Genomic DNA, 22,907 nt, shown 5'->3' with positions numbered 1-22,907 from the left:
AATTTTAAGCGGCTGATGTCTTCTGGATATCAGCCGTTTTTTGTTTTTAAGGGAAAGGAAAATGCACTCAGTTGGTAACCCAATTTTATGGGGTAGTTTTGCCGTTATTATTTTACTTATGTTACTCATTGATTTGTTCTGGCAAGGGAAACACAAAGGCCAAGCAATGTCGATGAAACAAGCTGCGGCTTGGAGTATCGTGTGGGTAACACTTTCACTGCTCTTTGCAGCAGGCTTTTGGTGGTATCTTAATGAGAACGTAGGACGTGAGTTTGCCGATAGCCAAACCATGGCGTTCTTAACGGGTTATTTATTAGAAAAAGCATTAGCTGTCGATAACGTATTCGTCTGGTTAATGTTATTTAGTTATTTCGCGATCCCAGCCAATTTACAGCGTCGCGTGTTGGTTTATGGAGTATTGGGCGCTATCGTACTTCGTACGATTATGATTTTTGCAGGTAGTTGGTTAGTCACACAATTTAGCTGGATTTTATATGTATTTGGCTTGTTCTTGCTATTTACGGGTTTGAAAATGGCTTTTGCTAAAGAAGATGACTCGCCAATTACAGATAAACCGTTAGTCAAATGGGTTCGTTCTCATTTACGCATGACAGATGAATTACATGGTGAAAAATTCTTCATTAAACGTAATGGCATTTTATTTGCGACCCCACTTATTTTAGTACTGATCTTAGTTGAGATTAGTGATGTGATATTTGCAGTGGACAGCATACCCGCTATTTTTGCGGTAACAACTGACCCATTCATTGTTTTAACATCGAATTTATTTGCTATTTTAGGCCTGCGTGCCATGTACTTCTTGTTGTCTGGGGTTGCTGAGAAATTCTCAATGCTAAAATACGGTTTAGCGGTGATTTTAAGCTTTATCGGTATAAAAATGCTATTGATTGATATTTTCCACATCCCAACACCGATTTCATTGGGCGTGATTGCGTCAATCTTAGTCGTAACGCTAGTTATTAATGCTATTGTTAATAAACGCAACGAAGCAAAAAATTAATTTACCTTTTTCATTTTTTTCATTTTTTAAATCCTCTGCTGTAAAAGCAGGGGATTTTTTTTAACCCTCTGAAAACACTCAACCATTTTGCTCATGCCATTCTACTATAAGAAACAAAACTCTATTGAGATCACAGTTATGTAAAATGTTTGTTAAACAAAATCAATCATTGTGTATATTTTGAATAATTGCCTTTTCAGGCGACTATTATTCCTTATACTTGCTGTGCAAACACATTTAATTCCTAATAAAGATAAATAATATAGGTCTATTATGGATACAAATAAAACAGGGTTATGGCGAGTTATTAGCCAAGGTAGTCTAGTCAAGCAGATACTGGTTGGCTTGATAGCAGGTATTTTGCTTGCATGGTTATGGCCATCTGCTGCAAAAAATGTCGGGTTGTTAGGGGATTTATTCGTTAGTGCATTAAAGGCTGTTGCGCCTGTATTAGTATGGGTGTTAGTGATGTCATCCATTGCTAACCACCGCCAAGGGCAAAAAACCAATATCAAACCCATACTGGTCTTATATATTTTGGGAACATTTTTTGCCGCGGTTGTCGCCGTTATTGGTTCTTTCCTATTTCCATCAAATTTAGTGTTAGTGGTCGGTGATACACAGCTAAATCCTCCGGGAAATATTGCTGAAGTGTTAAAAGGTTTGCTAATCAATATATTTGCGAACCCTATCGATGCACTGATTAAGGGCAATTATATTGGTATTTTAGCGTGGGCGATTGGGTTGGGTATTGCACTGCGCCATGCAAATGAAACCACAAAAAATTTAGTTCATGATTTTTCTAATGCAGTAACACAGCTGGTACGTGTTGTGATCCGCTTAGCGCCTTTAGGGATTTTTGGCTTGGTTGCTTCAACTATCGCAACGACAGGTTTTTCAACCTTAAAAGGTTATATCCACGTTCTCGCAGTTTTAATTGGCTGTATGTTGATCGTTGCTTTGGTTGTTAACCCACTGATTGTCTATTGGAAAATGAAGCGCAACCCATACCCATTAGTTTTAGCTTGCTTACGTGAAAGCGGGGTAACGGCATTCTTTACGCGTAGTTCCGCAGCAAATATTCCTGTGAATATGGGGATGTGCCGTCGTATGAATCTGCACGAAGATACCTACTCTGTTTCTATCCCATTAGGCGCAACCATCAATATGGCAGGCGCAGCGGTAACGATTACAGTGCTGACGTTAGCCGCGGTACACACTTTAGGTATTCCTGTTGATATCCCAACAGCATTACTATTAAGTGTAGTGGCCGCAGTCTGTGCGTGTGGCGCTTCTGGGGTTGCGGGCGGCTCACTGTTACTGATCCCATTAGCTTGTAACATGTTTGGTATTTCAAATGAGATTGCGATGCAAGTGGTTGCGGTTGGTGTGATGATTGGCGTGTTACAGGATTCGGTCGAAACAGCGCTTAACTCTTCAACTGACGTGTTATTTACTGCGGCTGTGTGCATAGCGGAAGATGAAAAACTGGCTAACGCTGAAGCACGGTTATCTCACCGCGATTAATTGTGTGAACCAAAAGAAGGGCAGGGACTGTGAAAGCAATCTCTGCCTTTTTTTTGGGATATGTGATAAATCCTAGCGAAAATCCCGAACAACGGAGCAGAAAAATTAAAGCTGATACGCAATTTTCATACCTTGCTCGATAGCGCGGCGCGCATCCAGCTCCGCGGCGACATCAGCACCACCAATAACATAGGCATTAATCCCACGTTCTGCTAATTGTACTTTTAATGGGCGGTAAGGCTCTTGCCCTGCACATAAAATCACATTATCAACGGGAAGGCACTGGATTTCATTTTGATAGCGAATATGTAGCCCTTCGTTATCAACTCGCATATATTCAACACCATTTAGCATCTGCACGCCCCGCTTCATTAGGGATAAGCGATGCACCCAACCGGTTGTTTTACCAAGACCCGCACCGACTTTACTGTTTTTACGCTGTAATAAGTACAATTGGCGAGCTGATGCCATAAGGGATTTTTGTGGGGGAAATACGCCACCTTTTGAATGGATTGTGGTGTCAATATTCCACTCTTTATTAAATAGTGATGAATCTAAACTGCTACTTTTTCCTTCTTGGGTTAGCAACTCGGCAACATCAAAACCAATCCCCCCAGCCCCAATAATGGCGGCACTTTTCCCCACTGAACGTTGTTTGGTGATGACATCGATATAAGAAATGACTTTATGGTGGTCAACCCCTTCGAGCTGGATCTTTCGTGGAACGACACCCGTTGCAATAATGACCTCATCAAATCCAGATAAACAGTCAACATCGGCTTGTTGTTCAAGGCGCACATCAACATTTAATAGTTCCAGTTGTCGGCAGAAGTAACGAATAGTTTCATGGAATTCTTCTTTACCGGGGATTTGCTTCGCGAGGTTAAATTGCCCACCTATGTGGTTAGACTTTTCAAACAAAGTGACGCGATGCCCACGTTTTGCTGCATAAATTGCACAAGATAACCCGGCAGGCCCTGCGCCAACAATTGCGACAGATTTGCTCTGTGGGGCTTTTTCGTTAGGGTAATCCATTTCCCTAACGGCTTGTGGGTTAACCAAACAACTGGCGAGTTTTCCACTAAAGATAAGGTCGAGACAGGCTTGATTACAACCAATGCAGGTATTGATTTCATCAGCTCGATTTTCTGCTGCTTTACGGACAAATGCTTCATCAGCAAGAAACGGCCGAGCCATTGAAACCATATCTGCTTGATGATTGGCAATAATATGTTCTGCAACAAAGGGGTCATTGATGCGATTTGTGGTTATCAGCGGAATATTCACTTTTCCCATTAATTTTTGCGTGACCCAACTAAACGCACTACGGGGAACTTGTGTTGCTATCGTAGGTACTCGAGCTTCGTGCCAACCAATACCCGTGTTGATCATACTGGCACCTGCGTTTTCAATTTGTTTGGCAAGAAATTCAACTTCTTCCCATGTTGAGCCTTCTTCGACTAAATCCAACATGGAAAGTCGATAAATAATGATAAAGTTTTCCCCAACGGCTTCCCGTATTTGTCGCACGATTTCAATGGGAAAGCGAATTCGGTTTATGTAACTCCCTCCCCATTCATCAGTTCTATGGTTGGTACGCTTGGTAATGAATTGGTTAATTAAATAACCTTCGGAACCCATAATTTCAACACCATCATACCCAGCTTGCTGAGCTAGCTTGGCTGTTGTCACGAAGTCATCAATCGTTTTTTCAACTTCATCAGTTGAAAGTTCTCGGGGAGCGAAAGGAATAATTTCTGCTTGAATAGGGCTTGGCGCAACTAATTTAGGGTGCAGCCCATAACGCCCTGCATGCAAGATTTGTAAGGCGATTTTACCATCTGCTTGGTGGACGGCATCCGTGATTTGTTGATGAAATGAAAGCTGGTTTTTATCGTTTAATACCGCGCCATGAGCGGTAAGCGCCCCCTCTGGATTGGGGGCGATACCACCGGTAATGATGAGGCTGACACCATTTTCAGCGCGTAGGCGGTAAAAATGTGCTAGCCGCTCACTGCCTTGTGGGTGTTCTTCAAGCCCAGTATGCATTGAACCCATCAAGATGCGATTTTTTAGGACGGTATGGCCTAAATCAAGTGGGGTAAAAAGGTGTGGGAAATTGCTCATTATTATACTCCCATTCGGGATTTCATTAACAGGTCAGATGAGTTAACTGTAGCGTAATGAAGGGGTAATTTGGTAAAGATGTTAAAATTTTGTGATTTTTATCATATGTTTTCGGTTAAATAGCTGAGTGTCATAAAAAAATAGGTGTTTTTTTGTTTTTATGTCATAAAAAGAGATTAAAAAAAGAAACACACAGCATAAAGAGCAATATAGGGAAACCATGATGAAAGAGATTTGCCAAGCTATTACTTTAGAAGGTGAATACGTTCGCCTTGAACCTCTATCTCACCAATATGACGTCGAACTGGCAGATATCATTCGGCGAGATGGGCTGCATAATTTGTGGTATGCCTTAGTGCCTGAGCCTGAGCATTTCTCTCAAGATGTGGAAAAGCGCCTGGAAAATTTCAAGAAAAAGGAATGTTTACCTTTTGTGGTGATCGATAAACGAAGCGATAAACCAGTGGGTATTACTTCTTATAACCGTGTGGACCATGCAGTAAGGCGGGTTGAAATCGGGGCCACTTGGTATGGAATAGAGGTGCAACGTACCGCATTAAATACAGAGGCTAAATATTTGCTGTTAAAACATGCCTTTGAGGAATTAGACTGCGTTGCAGTGGAGTTTCGTACACATTTTTTAAATAGCCAAAGTCGCCGTGCCATTGAACGTTTAGGGGCTAAGCTCGATGGTATCTTGCGTAATCATATGAAAACTAAAACGGGTGAACTGCGTGATAGCTGCGTATATAGCATTATCGAGTCAGAATGGCCGTCGATAAAACACCACTTAGAATGGCAGATGGTAAAACCGCGCTAAGGCTAGGTGTGGGGAAATAGCCCACCGAAAGGTGGGCAATGTTAGCTATAAATACTCATGCATTGGTTTGGTCATAAATACATTATTGGGCATTTTTTCTGTGGTGGTATAGCCTGCTGGGCTATTAATCAGTGCAGGAATGCGGTTCACTAAATTTGCACAGGTTAATTCTACGGTTGCTGGGTTATTCACCTCAATTGAGGTGTCGGGTTCACCAATTAACTGCCAGCTATTTTTATCACACTCACCCGTTGTTAAGATTTTCCCAATACACTCTGTTTCGAGGGTAATACCTTCTGCGGTTTCGGTGATCACCACTGCAGATAAGCCTAAGACATCGCCTTTTTTAACGGTCATTTTGAGCGTTTCGGAGTAAATATCTTGCTGGGCAATTTGCGGTACACAGCGCTGAGTTTGGCTGGTGATCGTTAACCCAAGGCGGCTACATAGCCAGCCGTTTTGTGTCCACATATACGGTGGTGCATATTCACCGCTTTCGATTTTCTGCGAAATAACATCGTAAGGTAAGTCATTATAGTTACCAATTTGTTTGTCGAACTCATCAACAGTTAAACCCGCACCGTGACCGACAGCAAGAGCGATACCGTAATCTTCAACGTTATAGCAGCTAGAACCTTTAATTTTCACCAATTTGTGCATGGAGCCTGCTAAGGTGTCAATGAGTACGCCCCAATACATATCAGGGTAGCCACTGCCCGCAAGGGTACAATTGTTTTCTTTGGCTAATGCATCAAGCTTTTGTGTAATTTCAGGTGATGAATTCCATGGGTAAAGAGCTTCTTCTCCGGTTGAAATGGCGTTTACACCATGACGAGCAAATAGGGAGAATGCGTCTTCTAAATCAGCCATGGTACTCAATGTTGCGATGATGCCAACATCAGGCTTTAAGGTTTCGAGGGTTTTATCTGCTTCATGTAGCGGCTGTACTTTTACCCCTGTTGGCGTCGTTCCTGCAATTTCACCTATATCTTTGCCAATAACGGCTTCATTGATATCAAAAGCCGCCACAACTTCAGCACCATGCTCTTGCAAGTAACGGATCAAAAATTTACCCATTTTTCCGCAACCATATTGAACTGCACGTACTTTTTTCATCATTATTGTCCTATATGCGAATTATCTATAGACCATATTGTGAGATTTGAATATAAAAAATATTGTTCTATATCAATTGTTTGAATAAAGAATTTTTAATAAAATTGATTGCAATTATGATGTTGTTTTTATTGTTAATTTGATATTGGTGAGAGTTAAATATAGATAAAGTGCGAGAAAGTGATTTAAATAAAAAATAGCAGGGCTCATTCAAATTGCAAAAAACGACGTTCGAATGATAGTAATAGCCTGTGCTATCGCATTGAATTATAAGAAAGGTAACTAGGTTGAACACAATTTCATCATACGGTTTCGAAACACTAGACCTAAGCTAAAACTACACGTATAATCCTCTCCACTTTGGCCCCTTAGCTCAGTTGGTTAGAGCAGTCGACTCATAATCGATTGGTCACTGGTTCAAGTCCAGTAGGGGCCACCAAATTTTAGCTGTTAAATCAGCGCATTAAGCCACTTCTTAGCAAGTGGCTTTTTTGTTTCTAAAAGCCAATGGCGACAAAATGGCGACAGAGATACTAACGTAGTCGAATACTCACTACTAAATTAATTTACATTCATGATAAAATGTGGGTCAAATCACTTATGAATAAAGTAATGGAAAATATAGAGCGTTGTTACTATTGTGGTAATCCTGCGACCACAAGAGAACACGTCCCGCCTAAATGTTTTTTTCCAAAAGGAAGTAACCTTATAACAGTTCCATCATGCGAAATTCATAATAATGATAAATCTCACATTGATGAAATCATGAGGGTTTTTTTGATGGGATGCTCTCCATATAAACCATATGAAGCATTACCTAATGTATTAGAAAAAATAATAAGTGGTAAAGCACGCACATACTCAAAGATAAATAAAATTTCGGAGCACCCTGTTTTCTTTAAATTAAATGAAAATAAACATATTTACTTTGGAAGCAGAACATATAACCACGTTAACATTGATAATAAAACTTACAAGACGTTTGAAGAATCAGTGCTTCGCGGTTTATTTTACTATTTAAATAAACATACGTTTAAAAATCATATTTTCTTCTTCCCTTATTCTAATTTCTTTGGATATGTTCGAGACGATATCAGTTTCGCTAAACCGATGACTGAAGAAGAAAAAGAAATAAAATCGTCATATGATAAAGTACTTGAATTTTTCAAATTGAATTTACTTATAGATAAAAACGAAACGATTATTAAAAATAATACAGACAAATTAAACTCAACTGATTATGTGTTCAATTGGAAATTACATAATTTACCCGACCCATTGAATGCAACGGTAATTAACGTTTGCCTATATCGTTGGTATTATTTTAGTGGTGTTTTCTGTGATGAAATGTTGTATAAATTGTTAATGGAGAGTATGTCTCATAATAAACCACTCCTCGAATATAACCACCTAAAAGTATAACTGATTTCAGTTTTTCAAATCCCGCAACACCGCACCATTTCTGGTTTTTTAAAATTCAGCGATGTTTGTGGTAATCTTTTATTTCCCATTTAAAATAGAATACTTCCTTTTGTTTCAATGTGTTGACTTTTATTCTGGCTCTTTTTTGCGATCCTTTTACTGAAAAAAACTGAAAAACCTTTCACAGATTTCAGTAGCGGTATATTTGTAACTCCCCATCACTGACACGGCTTGGCGATATGTTTTGTAGAATTTCAAAACTGAAATAAAGTTTAGATCCAAATTGTGCAGGCGGGTGCGGTGTAGTGCATTTTACGTGGTAGAGGACTTTATTTCGTGGGGTAGCGTTGCCTCTGCGCCATGCTATTGATGTGATCCAAATGAAAGGTTGCTTGATGTGGTTTGATGGCTGGAATGCTTAGGCTGTCTTACATGCTGTTAAATTACAGGTATAAAAAAGCCCACGGCTGTGGGCAAGAGTTGGACTAAAATTGTGTTAACCAATAACTGGCTGATACTTTTCTTTCAAGCCATCTGATTTACTTGCTGTACCTTTGATGGCATCGGCATTCAATGGGGTTCCCGTATTATGGTGGCTGTGGTTGGCGGTGAGTTCGGCCAACTCTTTCACGATATCCAATGTATCAATCATCAGCTGCGCCACGTTAATTTCTTGGCTACCAATCCAAACAACCGGTGCAATAATTTCTTGTTTGGTACCCGCGATACTCTGCTTAAGTGCGCCTACCTTTTCAATCAGCTTTTGGCCAATGGTGAGTGTGATATCTTCGGTAATATCAATCTCTGCTTTTTTGCCGATGCTGGCCACTAAGCTACCTTTTGATGCAATGCTGTAATCACCATCGGCTATCTGTTGGATAGCGCCTGCCAGTAATGTTGCTGTGCCCAGTCCCATGGTTTTATCGGTGGCTTGAATGGTGGTATTTCGGGTGACTATTAGCAATCATGTCGCGGATGGTCGATTTTGAAAGCCCTGAGTGTTGGCTAAATGCCTAAACTGTGAGGTAAGGGGACGGAATGTTAATTGAAATTATAGATCTCATAAGGCAAAATTTCCTATTCGTATTTTATCTGGTCGCATCCAGTTTTATTGGTTTTTAACTACAAAGTAAGATGGTTTTATTTCCCATTTAACTATAAGTTAAACTAATTAAGTTTTTAGCGAATTTGACGTAATGGCTATGGGAAAATTTAATTTAGAGATGTTTGGCGAAAGCGCACCAGTTCTTGGTCGTATCATTGAAGCATACGGCTTCAGCTCTAAGCTGATGCTCGCACAGCACTTTGAAATGGCTTCTAGTAGCCTTGCGGGTAGATACAAGAGAGATAACTTTCCGGCTGATTTGGTTGTGCGCTGTGTCGCTGAGACAGGGGCTAGGTGGTCAGAGGCTGAGAATTTAACCGCCATACAGATTCGCAATAATACGGTGACTTATACCAAGACTAAAGGGAAGCGCAACCGTTCTATTCCTATCAGCGAAGAATTAATTGCAGAATTACCGAAAGGTAAAGGCTCTAAGCGGTTATTTAAGTCTTGTTATTCTGCGTTTCGTTCTGCATTAAAACGTACAGGTATTGAGTTACCAGAACGACAGTCATCGCATGTCTTACGGCACACCTTTGCATCTCACTTTATGATGTCCGGTGGAAATATTTTAGTATTACAAAGAATCCTTGGCCATACCGATATTAAAATGACAATGCGGTATTCCCATTTCGCCCCAGATCATCTTAATGATGCACTGGTTTATAATCCTTTGGTGAAGTTGAAGATATGAGCCTAGCTATAATCATATTATTAATTATATTAGTGCCTGCTATTCCATTTTTTTGTTTACTAAAAAAAAGAAAATGGAAGTTTTGGCTAGATGAATCTAGTTTACATGTACAACCACTATTTTGGTTTTTAGTTTTTCTTCCACTCATTATCAGTGGTATTGCATGGGTATTAGTTGCTCAGGACTATGAGTTAGATGTATCGACTAGGGGTTATAGTCGGCTCATGGAGAATGCGAAATTTCCATTTTTAATTTTAGCTTTATCACCAATTTTAGGTGCATTTGTTACGAGTGCACATCGTTCATTTCAAACAGACATTCAGATAAAAACCACAAAAAAACAAATTGAACTAACAGAGGAAAAAAATCAGATAGATATCTATTTTTCTAAAAGAAAATTTGCTTTAGAGCAATTGGGTTTATTTGAAACTAAATATAAAGAAAAAATTTTTCAACCTAATGTTATTATTGATAATTTTTTTAAAATGGAAGGAGAGTACTCATTCGCCATAAACGATGAATATCTCTATTTTTTTAATTCTTCTCTAAAAAAATGCAAAGAATTAACTTTGGCTATTTGTAATTTAAGTTATGAAGAAGAAAAAAGTCATGAGAAACAATTTTTAGAACAAAAAATAAAACAAAAATCGTTATCATTTAATGAGCTGATTGTTAAAAATTATTTATATTTTGGTTCGGTGAAAATTAAATTAAAAGAAACCTCCAAAAGTAAAGTGAATTTTATATTAAAGTTTGATGATGAGATTTTTATTAGTGATATCAATTCAGTAATTAATGAATATAATATTAAAACAAAAAAGGAAAAATTAACAAAAAAAGAGGTGTTAAGCTTTATTTATGTATCAGAGCAACATAGAGTATTATGTGAATATATGGATTTTATTGATAATATAAAAATTTTAATTTCTATATTATCAATGATTATGCCTGAGATAAAAAATAAATTTTGTGATTTTGATATTCCCGATGCAGATACAAAAATAAATATTTTGGGGGATAAGATGAGGGACATATTTGGCGACAAACTGGCGGCAGAGAACCAGAATCCTCCTGAATAACCATTAGTCACCGTTTTCTATCCTTTTGATAAATATGCAATTTATTGATTTATAAAGGGTGGGGAACGTACTCATAATCGATTGGTCGCTGGTTCAAGTCCAGCAGGGGCCACCAAATTTTAGCTGTTAAATCAGCACATTAAGCCACTTCTTAGCAAGTGGCTTTTTTGTTTTTCTAAAACATATCACGCTAATGACTCACCAAAATACTTTTGTAATTCATCTCGGCTTTTAATTTCTTGTTAATCTGTATACTTACTGGCTTTTTGAAGCTATGTGATGGATGTTGTAATCCTTTTTGTGACCTAAAAATTGAAATCATTTTTATATTCTTTTACTTTTTCTTCAGGAGCATTCCAATCACCATCGAATACAGTATAAGTAATATATCCTTTGTCGAGGTATCCAGTATCCGAATTATCATTTCTCATTTTTAATGCTTCAGGATTAATGAATTGCTTAGTTTTTCCTTCGGCGGTTATTTCATATAAAACTTGTGGTGAAACGGTATATTCGTTTTCAATAAACTTTACGCCTTTAATTTTATCTTTAGGTAGTGCAGGGTAATTAATGCTTAATCCTGATCTCGCTGGAAGTACTTTCTCGCCAGTCTCCCTTTTTTTATTTAAATTATCAACGAGATCAACAATATAAGTGACTGAATCAGGCCAATATTTTTGGGTGCTAGGCCAACCTGATTTTATTTCTTCTTCAGTCATAATATAACCAATACTTGCGGCTATCGCTGGGTAGCCAAGACGTACAGCGCGAGCTGCGGCTGAGACCGTTCCTGAATTAAGTTGAGAGGCTCCGGTATTTGGGCCATCGTTGACTCCAGAAATTACAAGGTCTGGTGGTGTTTCCCGTAATAATCCCTGCAAACCAAAATCCAGTGAATCTGCAGGAGTACCAGGGAAACAATAAGTACGCTCATCGACTTTTTTAACATCAAACTCTTTCCCTGCTTTGAATGTAATAGCAGTCCCTATTCCGCTTTGATTTGTTGCTGGACCGACAAGCCAAACATCATAACCTTTTGCATCTAATTGAGACTTTAATTCAGTTAGGCCAAATGCCTCACATCCATCGTCATTAACTAATAAAATACGCATTTTATCGTTGCTGGCTTGAGCTTGAAGTCCAAATAACGTTAATAAACTAATAGCTAAAATTGTTTTTTTCATTTTGCCCCTCGACACATGATTAGTGGTATTAAAATATATTGAATTTATAATCAAAAATAATATCTGCGGCGATAGCATTTCTTCGAATATAGTGGCCACTATCATCAAAAACAGGCTGTACGCGGTTTTCTTGTACTTGATATAACCAAGCTTTGGTTAATTTAGTAAATATCGTAAAGTTTTTTAAGCTTGGATCACTAGGTTGCCAAGCATTGATGAGATTAATCTCACCTGTTTTAATTTTATTATTTTTAAAATCAAACTGACCGTAATTTAATTGTACTGCAGAATAAAAATCTTCAGCATATTTATAATCAATAAGCCCTGTTAGAGCTAATTCACCATCACGCTGATAGTGATAAGCGGCAGATGACATAGGCTCAATACGCCAACGTGCATTTCTCAAAGGATGCCTGTCAAAATAACCGAGTGACCCGTCATTTTTTGAAGCATCAGTATAGCCAATACCCAGTTTCATACCTAAGGCATCATGTTACCATCTAACAGTACCTTCATAGACCCAAGAGGTGCCATTAGCGGCCTGCTGTGCGGAGGGCATATCTTTATATAATTCTAAAGGGACATTACCAAAAGCTTGGAACCCAAGAGTGATATTAGAATAAGGCATATAGCTTAGTTCAAGAACATGACGGTCAATGAAATCTTTCGCATAGCCATAATTATAACTGGCAGTGAGTTCTTTTGTTTTATAGTTGATACCACCCGCTGCGATATATTCAACAGGGGTTTTATTTGCACTATGGAATTTTTCTTTATTCGGGGTAAAGCGTTCCATAACTCTATCAACATATAGCGTATCGATTGAAAAATCCTGATATTTCAATGTGCCATCGAAAGAAACGCCTCATGGTTCAGGGCCAGCAACCAGTGGGGCAACACCTTTTAAGCGTTATAAATTATGGCCTTATTTAGGCGGTGTTAGAACTCCACTGACTGTGTCATGCCTAGTCATACACAGCAACCAAATAGTATTCGCTCCCAATATGTTAGTGTCATTGATATTGCCCCTACAATTTTAGATGCAGCGGGAACTTCATTTACAACAGAGGTTGATGGGGGAAACAAATTCCTGTGGCAGGTAAATCTTTCTTGGGAACACTAAATTCGGATGACGCAAAAACCCGTGACGTGCAGTATTTTTAACTGCGTAGTCAGCGAGTTATTACTCAAGGAGACTGGAGAGCTGTCGCATTACACCGTTACAACACCAGCTATGATGATGACCAATGGCAACTGTTCAATACAGCAGAAGATTTTTCTGAATCAACCGACTTAGCGAAAAAGTACCTAGAAAAACTGAAAGCATTGCAGCAATTATGGGGGGATGAAGCAAGAAAATATAGCGACGCAGCGGTCGTGGATCCTTCTGAGTTCTTCTACAACTTTAATCGTATGGAAGATGGTTTTATCAGCGATTAAACTGATAAATTCACTGTTATTGTTAAAATAGCCACAAGAATTGCTTTGTGGCTATTTCTATTGAGCGAGTATTGTTAATGTGTTTTTCATATTTTATTGATCTCAAGTGAGGTTTTTTTTATGTCTTCGCGGGAAAATATCCTCAGTGTATTAAGAGGGTGCACGAGTGAAAAACGGTATACAGTTACGCATCAAAGGGAAAGTTCAGGGGGTAGGGTTTCGTCCCTATGTTTGGCAATTAGCCCACCAATGCAAACTATTAGGTGATGTCTGTAATGATGGCGAAGGGGTGCTGATTCGTTTATGTACTGATTCGGAACCCACTGAATTTACTCAGTTATTGTACCAACACTGCCCACCGTTAGCCCATATAGAAAGTATTGAACTGCAACCTTTTCAATGGGATAAATTACCCGACGCATTTACTATTCGCCGTAGTGGCGAAGGTAAAATGGATACTCAAGTCATCCCAGATGCTGCTACTTGTGATGCATGCCAACAAGAGCTTTTTGCTCCATCGAATCGACGTTTTCATTACCCGTTCACAAACTGCACGCATTGCGGCCCTCGCTTCACGATTATTCGTCGTATGCCTTATGATAGGCCCAATACTGCAATGGCCGATTTTCCTTTGTGTCCTAATTGCTTAGTGGAATATCAATCCCCCGCAGATAGGCGTTTTCACGCACAACCCAATGCCTGTGCGGTGTGTGGTCCTGAAATTAAATTGTGCGGCCCATCAGGAAAAATGATCGCAAATAAAGAGAATGCATTAGCCTTGGCAGCTCAGCAGTTATTGGCCGGGAAAATTGTTGCTATTAAAGGGATTGGCGGTTTTCATCTTGCTTGTGATGCAAGTAGTGATGAGGCGGTAGAAGCTTTACGAGGGCGTAAATGCCGCCCAACCAAGCCGCTGGCGGTTATGATCCCATCACTGAATTGGTTAGAGCAGCACAATATGCCGCTGAGTGATGGCTTACGTGCATTATTAAAAAGCCCTGCCGCTCCGATTGTATTGGTTAAAAATTGGAAAAATCCTGTATTAAGCCAATATATTGCGCCAAATCTAGCGGAAATCGGTGTTATGTTGCCTTCTAACCCATTGCAACACCTATTGATGGCACAAGTTAATCGCCCATTAGTGATGACGTCAGGAAATGCAGCAGGGAAGCCCCCTGTGTTGAGCGAGCAAGCTGCGCTGGTTGATTTAGCCAATATCGCCGATGTTTGGCTCACTCATAACCGCGATATTGTCCAACGTGCAGATGACTCATTGGTGCGTTATCATGATGGACAAGCGGAAATGCTCCGCCGTGCACGGGGCTATGTCCCTGATGCGATTGATTTACCTGAAGGGTTTGAAAATTCCCCATCAATACTGGCTTTAGGGGCTGATCTTAAAAATACCTTTTGTTTATTGCGAGACAAAAGTGCAGTCATGAGCCAACACCTAGGCGACCTTGATGATATGGATATTTTTGAGCAATATCAGTCTGCGATTGCATTATTTGAATCTATTTATCGTTTTACGCCAACCGCTATAGTCTCTGATATGCATCCTAATTATGTGAGTACGCGCTATGGCGAGGCGTTATCACAGCAATTACGGATCCCATTGATAAAAGTGCAGCATCATCATGCACATATTGCTGCGGTAATGGCTGAGCATGGTTTGCCATTAAATGGAAGTAAAGTCATTGGGTTAGCTTTGGATGGTTTGGGGTATGGGGATGACCACCGGCTATGGGGAGGTGAATGCTTACTAGTGGATTATAAATCTAGTCAATATCTAGGAGGCTTGCCCCCAGTTGCACTGCCGGGAGGGGAATTAGCTTCTCGGCAGCCATGGCGTAATTTCCTTGCGCATTGTTTACAATTTGTTCCCCAGTGGCAAAAGCAAGAGAGCGCCGCTTATTTAATGTCATTTCCTTGGCAAGGCTTACAAAAGGCGATTGAGAAAGGAATTAATAGCCCAACGGCTTCATCTACTGGGCGGCTTTTTGATGCGGTTGCTGCAGCGTTAGGTATTTGTACGGCACAAACCAGTTGGGAAGGGGAGGCTGCTTGCCAACTGGAAGCGATTGCCATGAAATCACCCGTGAGCGTACATCCGGTCACTATGCCATTAGTGGGGCGACAATTAGATTTATATACATTTTGGCAACAATGGATAGCGTACTGTGCGCCTAAACCACAACGGGCACATGCCTTTCATGTGGCATTAGCGCAAGGTTTTGCTGAGCTAGCAAGGAAGTCAGCGAACCAATATGGTACTAAGACAATTGTTTTGTCAGGTGGCGTGACTCATAACCAATTATTGAGAAAACTATTAGTGAATAACCTATCTGAGTTCGATGTGCTATATGCAAAACAATTTCCCATGGGAGATGGTGGGCTATCATTGGGGCAAGTCGCTATCGCTTCTGCGATGTTGAAAAATTAATCTATTACTAATGGGCAGTATTATATTTATAGGGTTGTATACTTACCTATTTTTTCAGATTTTCATTTTAATAGATTATATTTTATTTTTGATATTGATTCTTATTTAACATATTTGTTTTTATATTAATGGTTGGGTTGTTATTAATACACCTATTCCGCTTAATTAATTATATTAAGATGATTGGTTTTGATATCATAATGAAAAATAAATGATTTTTTATTTTAAATGATGTGATGTATAACGCAGTATTGAAAATAAAATCTATTTATTTATATTTCCATTCTTGTTTTGTTACGGGTTACTGAATCGATTTTTCTAGCAAATATATAAAAAAAATAAAATTTCTTATTGCCTTTTGATGAAGATCAAATGATTTAGGCGCGGTAGGAATAGGATCTTATTTTATATTTATACATCAGGTTACTTAAATAAGAATTTATTTCATTAGAGTTGGTTTTGTTTGCTTCTTAAATAGATAAATACAAGCAAAAAGCGTATTCATCATTTGTGTATAGGGCTTTGTGGTATTTATAACTTTAAGGTAGTAAACAAAAATCCCCTCCTAATGAATAGGTTTTAAGCCACCCATAATAATAGGAAAAAAGAATGATAGGAGATAACTCTATTATTTCTTCGCATGGCATTAACCGCCGTGATTTTATGAAGTTATGTACAGCACTGGCTGCAACAATGGGATTAAGCGGGAAGGCAGCTGCCCAAATTGCGGAATCTATTAGTGACCCAGCTCGACCTCCTGTCATTTGGATTGGCGCCCAAGAGTGTACAGGGTGTACGGAATCTTTACTGTGTTCAACCCATCCAACTTTGGAAAATTTAATTCTCGATACCATCTCATTGGAATACCATGAGGTGTTGTCTGCCGCCTTTGGTGAGCAAGTTGAGCAAAATAAACATGATGCAATTGAAAAGTACAAAGGAAAATATGTTTTAGTCGTCGATGGTTCTATCCCATTGAAAGATGGTGGCATTTACTGCATGGTGGCGGGGAAACCGATTGTTGAGCATATTCGTGAAGTGGCTGAACACGCTGCGGCTGTGATTGCGATAGGTTCTTGCGCTTCGTGGGGCGGTGTTGCTGCGGCAGGTGATAACCCAACAGGAGCCGTGGGTTTAGATCAAGTCATTAAAGATAAAACCGTTATTAATATTCCAGGCTGCCCGCCTAATCCACATAACTTCCTTGCGACGGTCGCACACTTAATTACGTTTAATCGCCCACCAAAATTGGATAGCAAAAATCGCCCAATGTTCGCGTACGGTCGATTAATTCATGAACACTGTGAACGTCGCCCTCATTTTGATGCGGGCCGCTTCGCAAAAGAGTTCGGTGATGATGGCCATCGTGAAGGTTGGTGTTTATACCATTTAGGTTGTAAGGGACCTGAAACGTACGGTAACTGCTCCACATTGCAATTCTGTGATGTTGGCGGTGTCTGGCCTGTGGCAATTGGTCACCCTTGTTATGGCTGTAATGAAGAAAATGTAGGGTTCCATAAAGCTATCCACCAACTAGCAAGTGTTGAAAACCCAACACCACGTGTGGATAAACCGGATGTGAATAACCGCGAAGGTGGCCAAATTTCATCTACAGCTGTGGGGTTAATTGGTGGTGTTGTCGGGTTAGTGGCTGGGGTTAGCGTGATGGCGGTACGTGAATTAGGTCGTCAAAAACGCCAACAAGATACTGACTCACGGGGAGAATAACCGTGAATAGACGAAATTTTCTTAAACTCTCCGCTGGGGGAGCATTACTTGCGGGAAGTTCACCCAGCTTGGCGGGGCCTGAAAACCGCCCGCCAATTCCTAATTCTTTGGGGATGCTATATGACTCGACCCTGTGTATTGGGTGTCAGGCGTGCGTGACAAAATGCCAAGATATTAACCACCCGGAACGTAACCCGGTCGGGGAGCAAACTTGGTCAAATAATGACAAACTCACCCCTTATACCAACAATATTATTCAGGTTTGGAGCAGTGGAACAGGCGTTCATAAAGACCAAGAAAAAGATGGCTATGCCTACATTAAAAAGCAATGTATGCATTGTGTTGACCCTAATTGCGTGTCGGTTTGCCCTGTTCAAGCGCTGAAAAAAGACCCAAAAACCGGCATTGTTCATTACGATGCCAGCGTATGTACTGGTTGCCGTTATTGTATGGTGGCGTGTCCATTTAATATCCCGAAATATGCCTACGATGACAAATTTGGTGCAATTCATAAGTGCGAGTTATGCAACCAAAAAGGTGTCGAACGTTTAGACAAGGGCGGTTTGCCCGGTTGTGTCGAAGTTTGCCCAACGGGCGCAGTAATTTTCGGGACGCGTGAAGAATTACTCGCGGAAGCCAAAAAACGCTTAACACTCAAAGTGGGGGATGAGTACGGCTACCCAAGACAAACCTTACACAGCAATGACCCAAATGTGATTAAAGTGCCGAAATATGAGTCCCATGTTTATGGCGAACTTGAAGGCGGTGGTACACAAGTCATTGTTCTTTCCGGTGTGCCATATCAAAACCTTGGGCTACCTGAATTGGAGCAGTTGTCTACAGGGGCGCGTTCTGAATATGTGCAGCACACGCTTTACAAAGGCATGGTACTGCCATTGGCCGCGTTGGCAGGGCTGAGTTTCTTGGTGTATCGCAATACCAAGAATGACAAACACGAAGGAGATGACTCAAATGACGACGCATCATAAAGAGCAGCCGCTAGGCGGGCGTTTAGTCAGTTGGCCAATTATGGTCTTTGGGCCCTTAGTGCTGATTTGTGTCATCTTGATAGTTAAACGCTTGGTCTTCGGCTTAGGCTCAGTTTCTGACCTAAATGGTGGCTATCCTTGGGGGATCTGGATTGCTTTTGACTTGCTGATTGGAACCGGTTTTGCTTGTGGCGGTTGGGCGCTGGCTTGGGCGGTGTATGTATTTAACCGAGGTGAATATCACCCGTTAGTGCGCCCTGCATTATTAGCCAGTTTGTTCGGGTACTCTCTCGGTGGCTTGTCTATCACTATTGACGTAGGTCGTTACTGGAACTTGCCTTATTTCTACATCCCCGGTTTCTTTAACACCAACTCAGTGCTGTTTGAAACCGCAGTGTGTATGACGATTTATATCGGTGTGATGGCATTGGAATTTGCCCCTGCACTGTGTGAGCGCTTTGGTTGGAAGGTTTCGTTAAAACGACTGAATAAAGCGATGTTTTTTATTATTGCTCTTGGCGCATTACTGCCGATGATGCACCAATCGTCTATGGGTTCATTGATGATTTCGGCGGGGTATAAAGTCCACCCTATTTGGCAAAGTTATGAAATGCTGCCACTACTCTCATTACTGACTGCATTCATTATGGGTTTTTCCATCGTCATTTTCGAAGGATCATTACTCCAAGCCGCGTTGCGGGGGCAAGGCGCTGATGAACGGCCGCTGTTTGTTCGTATCACTCGGATCTTGCAGGTATTGTTAGTGCTGTTCTTGGTCTGCCGTTTCGGTGAACTAATTTATCGGGGCAAGTTGCACCATATCTTCAATACCGATTTCTACGCCATGATGTTCTGGATAGAAACCGCATTAATGGTTTTCCCATTGATTATTTTCCGCATGCCATCATTGAGAAATGATTCACGGTGGTTATATGCAAGCGGTTTGAGCATGTTGATTGGGGCTGCCATGTGGCGGATGAGCTATTCCCTCGTTGCATTCAACCCAGGGGGCGGATATGACTATTTCCCAACAACAGAAGAACTTTTAATTTCAATAGGTTTTGTGGCAATAGAGGTATGCGCTTATATCTTATTGATCCGCTTATTACCTGTTATTCCAGCATTGAAAAAAACAACGATGAGCCATTCAGAGGCCCGAGGTAAAGCATGAGCCAACGTATAACAATAGACCCAGTCACTCGTATCGAAGGTCACTTACGCATTGATTGTGAAATTGAAGATGGAAAAGTCACCAAGGCTTGGGCTTCAGGCACGATGTGGCGTGGTATGGAAGAGATAGTCAAAGGGAAAGACCCCCGTGATGCATGGATGATTATGCAGCGCATTTGTGGGGTTTGTACCACGGTGCACGGTATTGTGTCGGTACGCACTATTGAAAGTGCTTTAAATATTGATGTGCCAGTGAATGCGCAGTATATCCGTAATATGATTTTAGCCGCGCACACCATTCAAGACCATATAGTCCATTTTTATCAATTATCTGCATTAGATTGGGTGGATATCACCTCTGCATTGAATGCAGACCCAAATAAAGCAGCAGAAATCTTGAACGGCGTTTCGACGTGGCCATTGAATAGCCCAGAAGAATTCACGCGAGTTCAAGATAAAATTAAAAAACTGGTTGCCAGTGGGCAATTGGGTATTTTTGCCAATGGATATTGGGGGCACCCAGCGATGAAATTGTCGCCGGAGGTGAACTTAATCGCCGTAGCTCACTATTTACAAGCCCTTGAATGTCAGCGAGATGCCAACCGAATTGTAGCGTTATTAGGGGGGAAAACACCTCATATTCAAAACCTTGCCGTTGGTGGTGTCGCAAACCCTATTAACCTTGATGGTGTCGGGGTTCTGAACCTCGAACGTTTGATGTATGTAAAATCCTTTATTGACCGTTTAGGGGATTTCATTGAGCAAGTGTATAAGATTGATGCAGCAGTGATTGCTGCGGGCTACCCTGAATGGCTCGAAGTCGGCCAAGGCGCGAAACATTACATGTGTATGCCTGAAATGCCAATGGACGGTAAAAATGGGAGTTTCCTATTACCGGGTGGTTATCTGGAAAACAGCGATTTTAGTACTTATCGCCCCATTACTAGCCATATGGATGAGTACTTGATCAACGGCATCAAAGAAAGTAGCAAACACGCGTGGTACAAAGAAAATGAACCACAGGCTCCATGGGAAGGCACCACCAACCCAGATTACACGGGCTGGGACGATGACGGTAAATACTCATGGGTAAAAGCCCCAACTTTTTATGATAAAACCGTCGAAGTCGGGCCGCTTGCTGACTTGTTGTGTAAATTAGCGGCAAAACATGAGCCGACAGAAAAACACTTTAATGATGTGGTAAACCTGTACCAAACACTGACAGGCAATACGATTAGTGTGGATCAACTGCATTCAACATTGGGCCGAATTATCGGACGTAGTGTTCGCTGCTGTGTGCTGAATGAAACTCTGTCTATTCAATGGCAAGCGCTGGTCGATAACATAGGAAAAGGCGATTACACCACCTTTGTAAAACCCGTATTCCCTGAAAATGCCACTATTAAAGGTGTTGGTTTTGGGGAAGTCCCACGTGGTTTATTGTCGCACTGGGTTGTAATCAAAGACGGTAAAATTGAAAATTACCAAGCGGTAGTGCCATCCACTTGGAACTCAGGCCCACGTAACTTCAATGATGAGCCAGGCCCTTATGAGCAAGCATTGGTAGGAACTCCTGTCGCTGATCCCGCTAAACCCCTTGAAGTGGTGCGAACCATTCACTCATTTGACCCTTGTATGTCTTGTGCTGTGCACATTGTTGACCCAGAAGGTGGCGAAGTCACTAAGGTTAAGGTGCTGTAATGCGTATTTTAGTTTTAGGTGTTGGCAATATATTGCTGAGCGATGAAGGGATTGGGGTACGCATCGTTGAGGCTTTAGAGCAGCGCTATCACCTGCCTGAATGCGTGGAAGTGCTAGATGGTGGAACGGCGGGAATGGAATTGATTGGCCCGATGGCAGATAGAGACCATTTGATCATTGCTGATGTTGTGTTATCGAGCCAGCAGGCTGGCTCGATTTTAGTCTTGCGCGATGACGAAGTTCCTGCACTGTTTACGCGTAAAATCTCCCCGCATCAACTCGGTTTATCAGATGTGCTATCCGCTTTGCATTTAACCGATGAATTCCCACAGCGGCTAACATTAGTTGGCGTTGTGCCTGGATCCCTCGAACCGCATATCGGTTTGACGGCAATAGGGCAGGCCGCTTTAGAGCCAGCTTTACAAAAGGTTATTGAGGTTTTGCGAAGCGAAGGCTTGGAAATCATAGCGAAAGAAGAGAGTTTGCATGTCGGATGACATCTTAGGTTATGAAACTAACCCTCGGCCTCTAGTTGAGGCCGCATTTACGCGAGTTGCTGAACAATCGATGCATGATTTGTCATTTTTGCATCCGACTATGCCTGTGCACGCCAGTGAGTTTGGCCTGTTCGAAGGGCAATGGGTGGGCGTGGTGATCACGCCTTGGATGCTCAGCGCGATTATTCTACCGGGGCCTGAACAATACTGGTCTCGTCGCGTGGTCGGTGACAAGGTTGGGCTAATCCTCCCCTATGGTGAAATGACGTATACCGTGGGTGAATTAGACGGCTTGACCCAATATTTTGCTTGCTCATTAATGTCGCCATTAGAAAAGAAACTGACACCAGAACAAGGTATTCACCTAACGGATGATTGCCAGCGAATATTGTTATCGCTTCCAGTGAGTGACCCAAATATTCCTCAAGCACCTGAACGTAGAGCATTGTTTGCCCGCCACTTAAGGGGGCAGGATGCATGAGGTTTCGTTATGCCAAAGTACGATAGAAATTATTGAACAGCAGGCGAAAAAAAATGCAGTTAACCGAGTCACCGCTGTTTGGCTTGAAATTGGTGCGCTCTCTTGTGTTGAAGAGAGTGCCTTTCGCTTCAGTTTTGACGTCGTTTGTCGTGGGACGGTTGCAGAAGGCTGCCAGCTCCACATTATTTACCAGCCCGCACAAGCATGGTGTTGGGATTGCAGTGAAATAGTGGAAATAGATAGCCACCAATCGGTTTGTCCATGCTGTCAGGGGTTGAATCTGAAAGTGGAAAGTGGGGAGAGTTTACGCATCAAAGAGTTGGAAGTGGAATAGCTTTTTGAGGTGAGCTTGAGGTGTATCAA

Annotated in this window: 21 protein-coding genes and 1 tRNA gene; 16 read left to right on the top strand and 6 right to left on the bottom strand. The window is 41.1% G+C overall.

The window, feature by feature from the left end:
- Positions 1–61 precede the first annotated feature (61 nt).
- Entirely contained in the window at positions 62–1,021 is a 960-nt protein-coding gene (locus CYG50_RS15450) for a TerC family protein (protein ID WP_102137893.1), read from the top strand.
- 273 nt (positions 1,022–1,294) lie between these two features.
- Complete coding sequence (gene sstT / locus CYG50_RS15445) at positions 1,295–2,548, top strand: serine/threonine transporter SstT (RefSeq protein ID WP_102137892.1); 1,254 nt, start codon at positions 1,295–1,297, stop codon at positions 2,546–2,548.
- A gap of 105 nt (positions 2,549–2,653) precedes the next feature.
- On the opposite strand, the gene CYG50_RS15440 is transcribed toward sstT, so the two are convergent.
- Positions 2,654–4,675, bottom strand: a complete 2,022-nt coding sequence (locus CYG50_RS15440; protein WP_102137891.1) for an NADPH-dependent 2,4-dienoyl-CoA reductase — start codon at positions 4,673–4,675, stop codon at positions 2,654–2,656.
- A 223-nt stretch (positions 4,676–4,898) separates the two neighbouring features.
- Between CYG50_RS15440 and CYG50_RS15435 the strand changes: the two genes are divergently transcribed.
- A complete protein-coding gene (locus CYG50_RS15435) occupies positions 4,899–5,495 on the top strand; it encodes a GNAT family N-acetyltransferase (protein ID WP_102137890.1) in 597 nt (198 codons plus the stop codon).
- Positions 5,496–5,540: 45 nt separating this feature from the next.
- On the opposite strand, the gene CYG50_RS15430 is transcribed toward CYG50_RS15435, so the two are convergent.
- Positions 5,541–6,611 carry an NAD(P)H-dependent amine dehydrogenase family protein gene (locus CYG50_RS15430; protein ID WP_238706806.1) on the bottom strand — a complete coding sequence of 357 codons (1,071 nt, stop codon included), beginning with the start codon at positions 6,609–6,611 and terminating at the stop codon, positions 5,541–5,543.
- A gap of 362 nt (positions 6,612–6,973) precedes the next feature.
- On the opposite strand from CYG50_RS15430, the gene CYG50_RS15425 reads away from it, so the two are divergent.
- Positions 6,974–7,050: transfer RNA gene (locus CYG50_RS15425), tRNA-Ile, on the top strand.
- A 173-nt stretch (positions 7,051–7,223) separates the two neighbouring features.
- Positions 7,224–8,033, top strand: a complete 810-nt coding sequence (locus tag CYG50_RS15420) for a hypothetical protein (protein WP_102137888.1) — start codon at positions 7,224–7,226, stop codon at positions 8,031–8,033.
- A 496-nt stretch (positions 8,034–8,529) separates the two neighbouring features.
- Here CYG50_RS15420 and CYG50_RS15415 read toward each other — a convergent pair whose 3' ends face one another.
- Complete coding sequence (locus CYG50_RS15415; RefSeq protein WP_311136304.1) at positions 8,530–8,997, bottom strand: hypothetical protein; 468 nt, start codon at positions 8,995–8,997, stop codon at positions 8,530–8,532.
- 232 nt (positions 8,998–9,229) lie between these two features.
- On the opposite strand from CYG50_RS15415, the gene CYG50_RS15410 reads away from it, so the two are divergent.
- Both CYG50_RS15410 and CYG50_RS15405 read left to right on the top strand, forming a co-directional pair.
- Positions 9,230–9,832 carry a tyrosine-type recombinase/integrase gene (locus tag CYG50_RS15410; RefSeq protein ID WP_311271429.1) on the top strand — a complete coding sequence of 201 codons (603 nt, stop codon included), beginning with the start codon at positions 9,230–9,232 and terminating at the stop codon, positions 9,830–9,832.
- Positions 9,829–10,911: a hypothetical protein gene (locus CYG50_RS15405; protein ID WP_102137887.1), complete on the top strand. Its 1,083-nt coding sequence runs from the start codon at positions 9,829–9,831 to the stop codon at positions 10,909–10,911. The genes CYG50_RS15410 and CYG50_RS15405 overlap by 4 nt, the downstream gene beginning before the upstream one ends.
- 305 nt (positions 10,912–11,216) lie before the next feature.
- Here the strand turns inward: CYG50_RS15405 and surE are convergent, their stop codons facing one another.
- Genes surE through CYG50_RS15390 form a run of 3 tightly spaced genes read right to left on the bottom strand, consistent with a single transcriptional unit; the run spans position 11,217 to position 12,891 of the window.
- Positions 11,217–12,095: a 5'/3'-nucleotidase SurE gene (surE, locus tag CYG50_RS15400; protein WP_102137886.1), complete on the bottom strand. Its 879-nt coding sequence runs from the start codon at positions 12,093–12,095 to the stop codon at positions 11,217–11,219.
- Positions 12,096–12,123: 28 nt separating this feature from the next.
- Positions 12,124–12,573, bottom strand: coding sequence for a hypothetical protein (locus tag CYG50_RS15395; protein ID WP_102137885.1), 450 nt, complete (start codon positions 12,571–12,573; stop codon positions 12,124–12,126).
- Between the two features lie 15 nt (positions 12,574–12,588).
- Positions 12,589–12,891, bottom strand: a complete 303-nt coding sequence (locus tag CYG50_RS15390) for a hypothetical protein (protein WP_102137884.1) — start codon at positions 12,889–12,891, stop codon at positions 12,589–12,591.
- Between the two features lie 165 nt (positions 12,892–13,056).
- Here CYG50_RS15390 and CYG50_RS22935 point away from each other — a divergent pair, with 165 nt between their 5' ends.
- From CYG50_RS22935 to hypA, 9 genes are all read left to right on the top strand, one after another.
- The gene (locus tag CYG50_RS22935; protein WP_168222865.1) at positions 13,057–13,218 is read left to right on the top strand and encodes a hypothetical protein; all 162 of its coding nucleotides are present in this window, start codon (positions 13,057–13,059) and stop codon (positions 13,216–13,218) included.
- Positions 13,219–13,701: 483 nt separating this feature from the next.
- A complete protein-coding gene (gene hypF, locus CYG50_RS15385) occupies positions 13,702–15,978 on the top strand; it encodes a carbamoyltransferase HypF (protein ID WP_102137883.1) in 2,277 nt (758 codons plus the stop codon).
- Positions 15,979–16,587: 609 nt separating this feature from the next.
- Positions 16,588–17,706: a hydrogenase 2 small subunit gene (hybO, locus tag CYG50_RS15380; protein WP_102137882.1), complete on the top strand. Its 1,119-nt coding sequence runs from the start codon at positions 16,588–16,590 to the stop codon at positions 17,704–17,706.
- 2 nt (positions 17,707–17,708) lie between these two features.
- Positions 17,709–18,695: a hydrogenase 2 operon protein HybA gene (hybA, locus tag CYG50_RS15375; protein WP_094961065.1), complete on the top strand. Its 987-nt coding sequence runs from the start codon at positions 17,709–17,711 to the stop codon at positions 18,693–18,695.
- Positions 18,679–19,866, top strand: coding sequence for a Ni/Fe-hydrogenase cytochrome b subunit (gene hybB / locus CYG50_RS15370; RefSeq protein WP_102137881.1), 1,188 nt, complete (start codon positions 18,679–18,681; stop codon positions 19,864–19,866). Before hybA ends, hybB begins: the two co-directional genes overlap by 17 nt.
- Positions 19,863–21,566 carry a hydrogenase 2 large subunit gene (gene hybC / locus CYG50_RS15365; protein WP_102137880.1) on the top strand — a complete coding sequence of 568 codons (1,704 nt, stop codon included), beginning with the start codon at positions 19,863–19,865 and terminating at the stop codon, positions 21,564–21,566. Before hybB ends, hybC begins: the two co-directional genes overlap by 4 nt.
- Positions 21,566–22,063, top strand: a complete 498-nt coding sequence (locus CYG50_RS15360; protein ID WP_102137879.1) for a HyaD/HybD family hydrogenase maturation endopeptidase — start codon at positions 21,566–21,568, stop codon at positions 22,061–22,063. The genes hybC and CYG50_RS15360 overlap by 1 nt, the downstream gene beginning before the upstream one ends.
- Positions 22,053–22,544, top strand: a complete 492-nt coding sequence (hybE, locus tag CYG50_RS15355; RefSeq protein ID WP_102137878.1) for a hydrogenase-2 assembly chaperone — start codon at positions 22,053–22,055, stop codon at positions 22,542–22,544. Before CYG50_RS15360 ends, hybE begins: the two co-directional genes overlap by 11 nt.
- Positions 22,537–22,878 (top strand): hydrogenase maturation nickel metallochaperone HypA, encoded by a 342-nt coding sequence (gene hypA / locus CYG50_RS15350; protein ID WP_102137877.1) that lies wholly within the window; start codon positions 22,537–22,539, stop codon positions 22,876–22,878. The genes hybE and hypA overlap by 8 nt, the downstream gene beginning before the upstream one ends.
- Positions 22,879–22,907: the final 29 nt, after the last annotated feature.

The organism is Providencia huaxiensis (genome assembly GCF_002843235.3).
GTDB classification, from domain to species: domain Bacteria; phylum Pseudomonadota; class Gammaproteobacteria; order Enterobacterales; family Enterobacteriaceae; genus Providencia; species Providencia huaxiensis.
The sequence above is the reverse complement of the archived record's forward strand: the minus strand, read 5'-3'. Positions and strand labels throughout refer to the sequence as shown.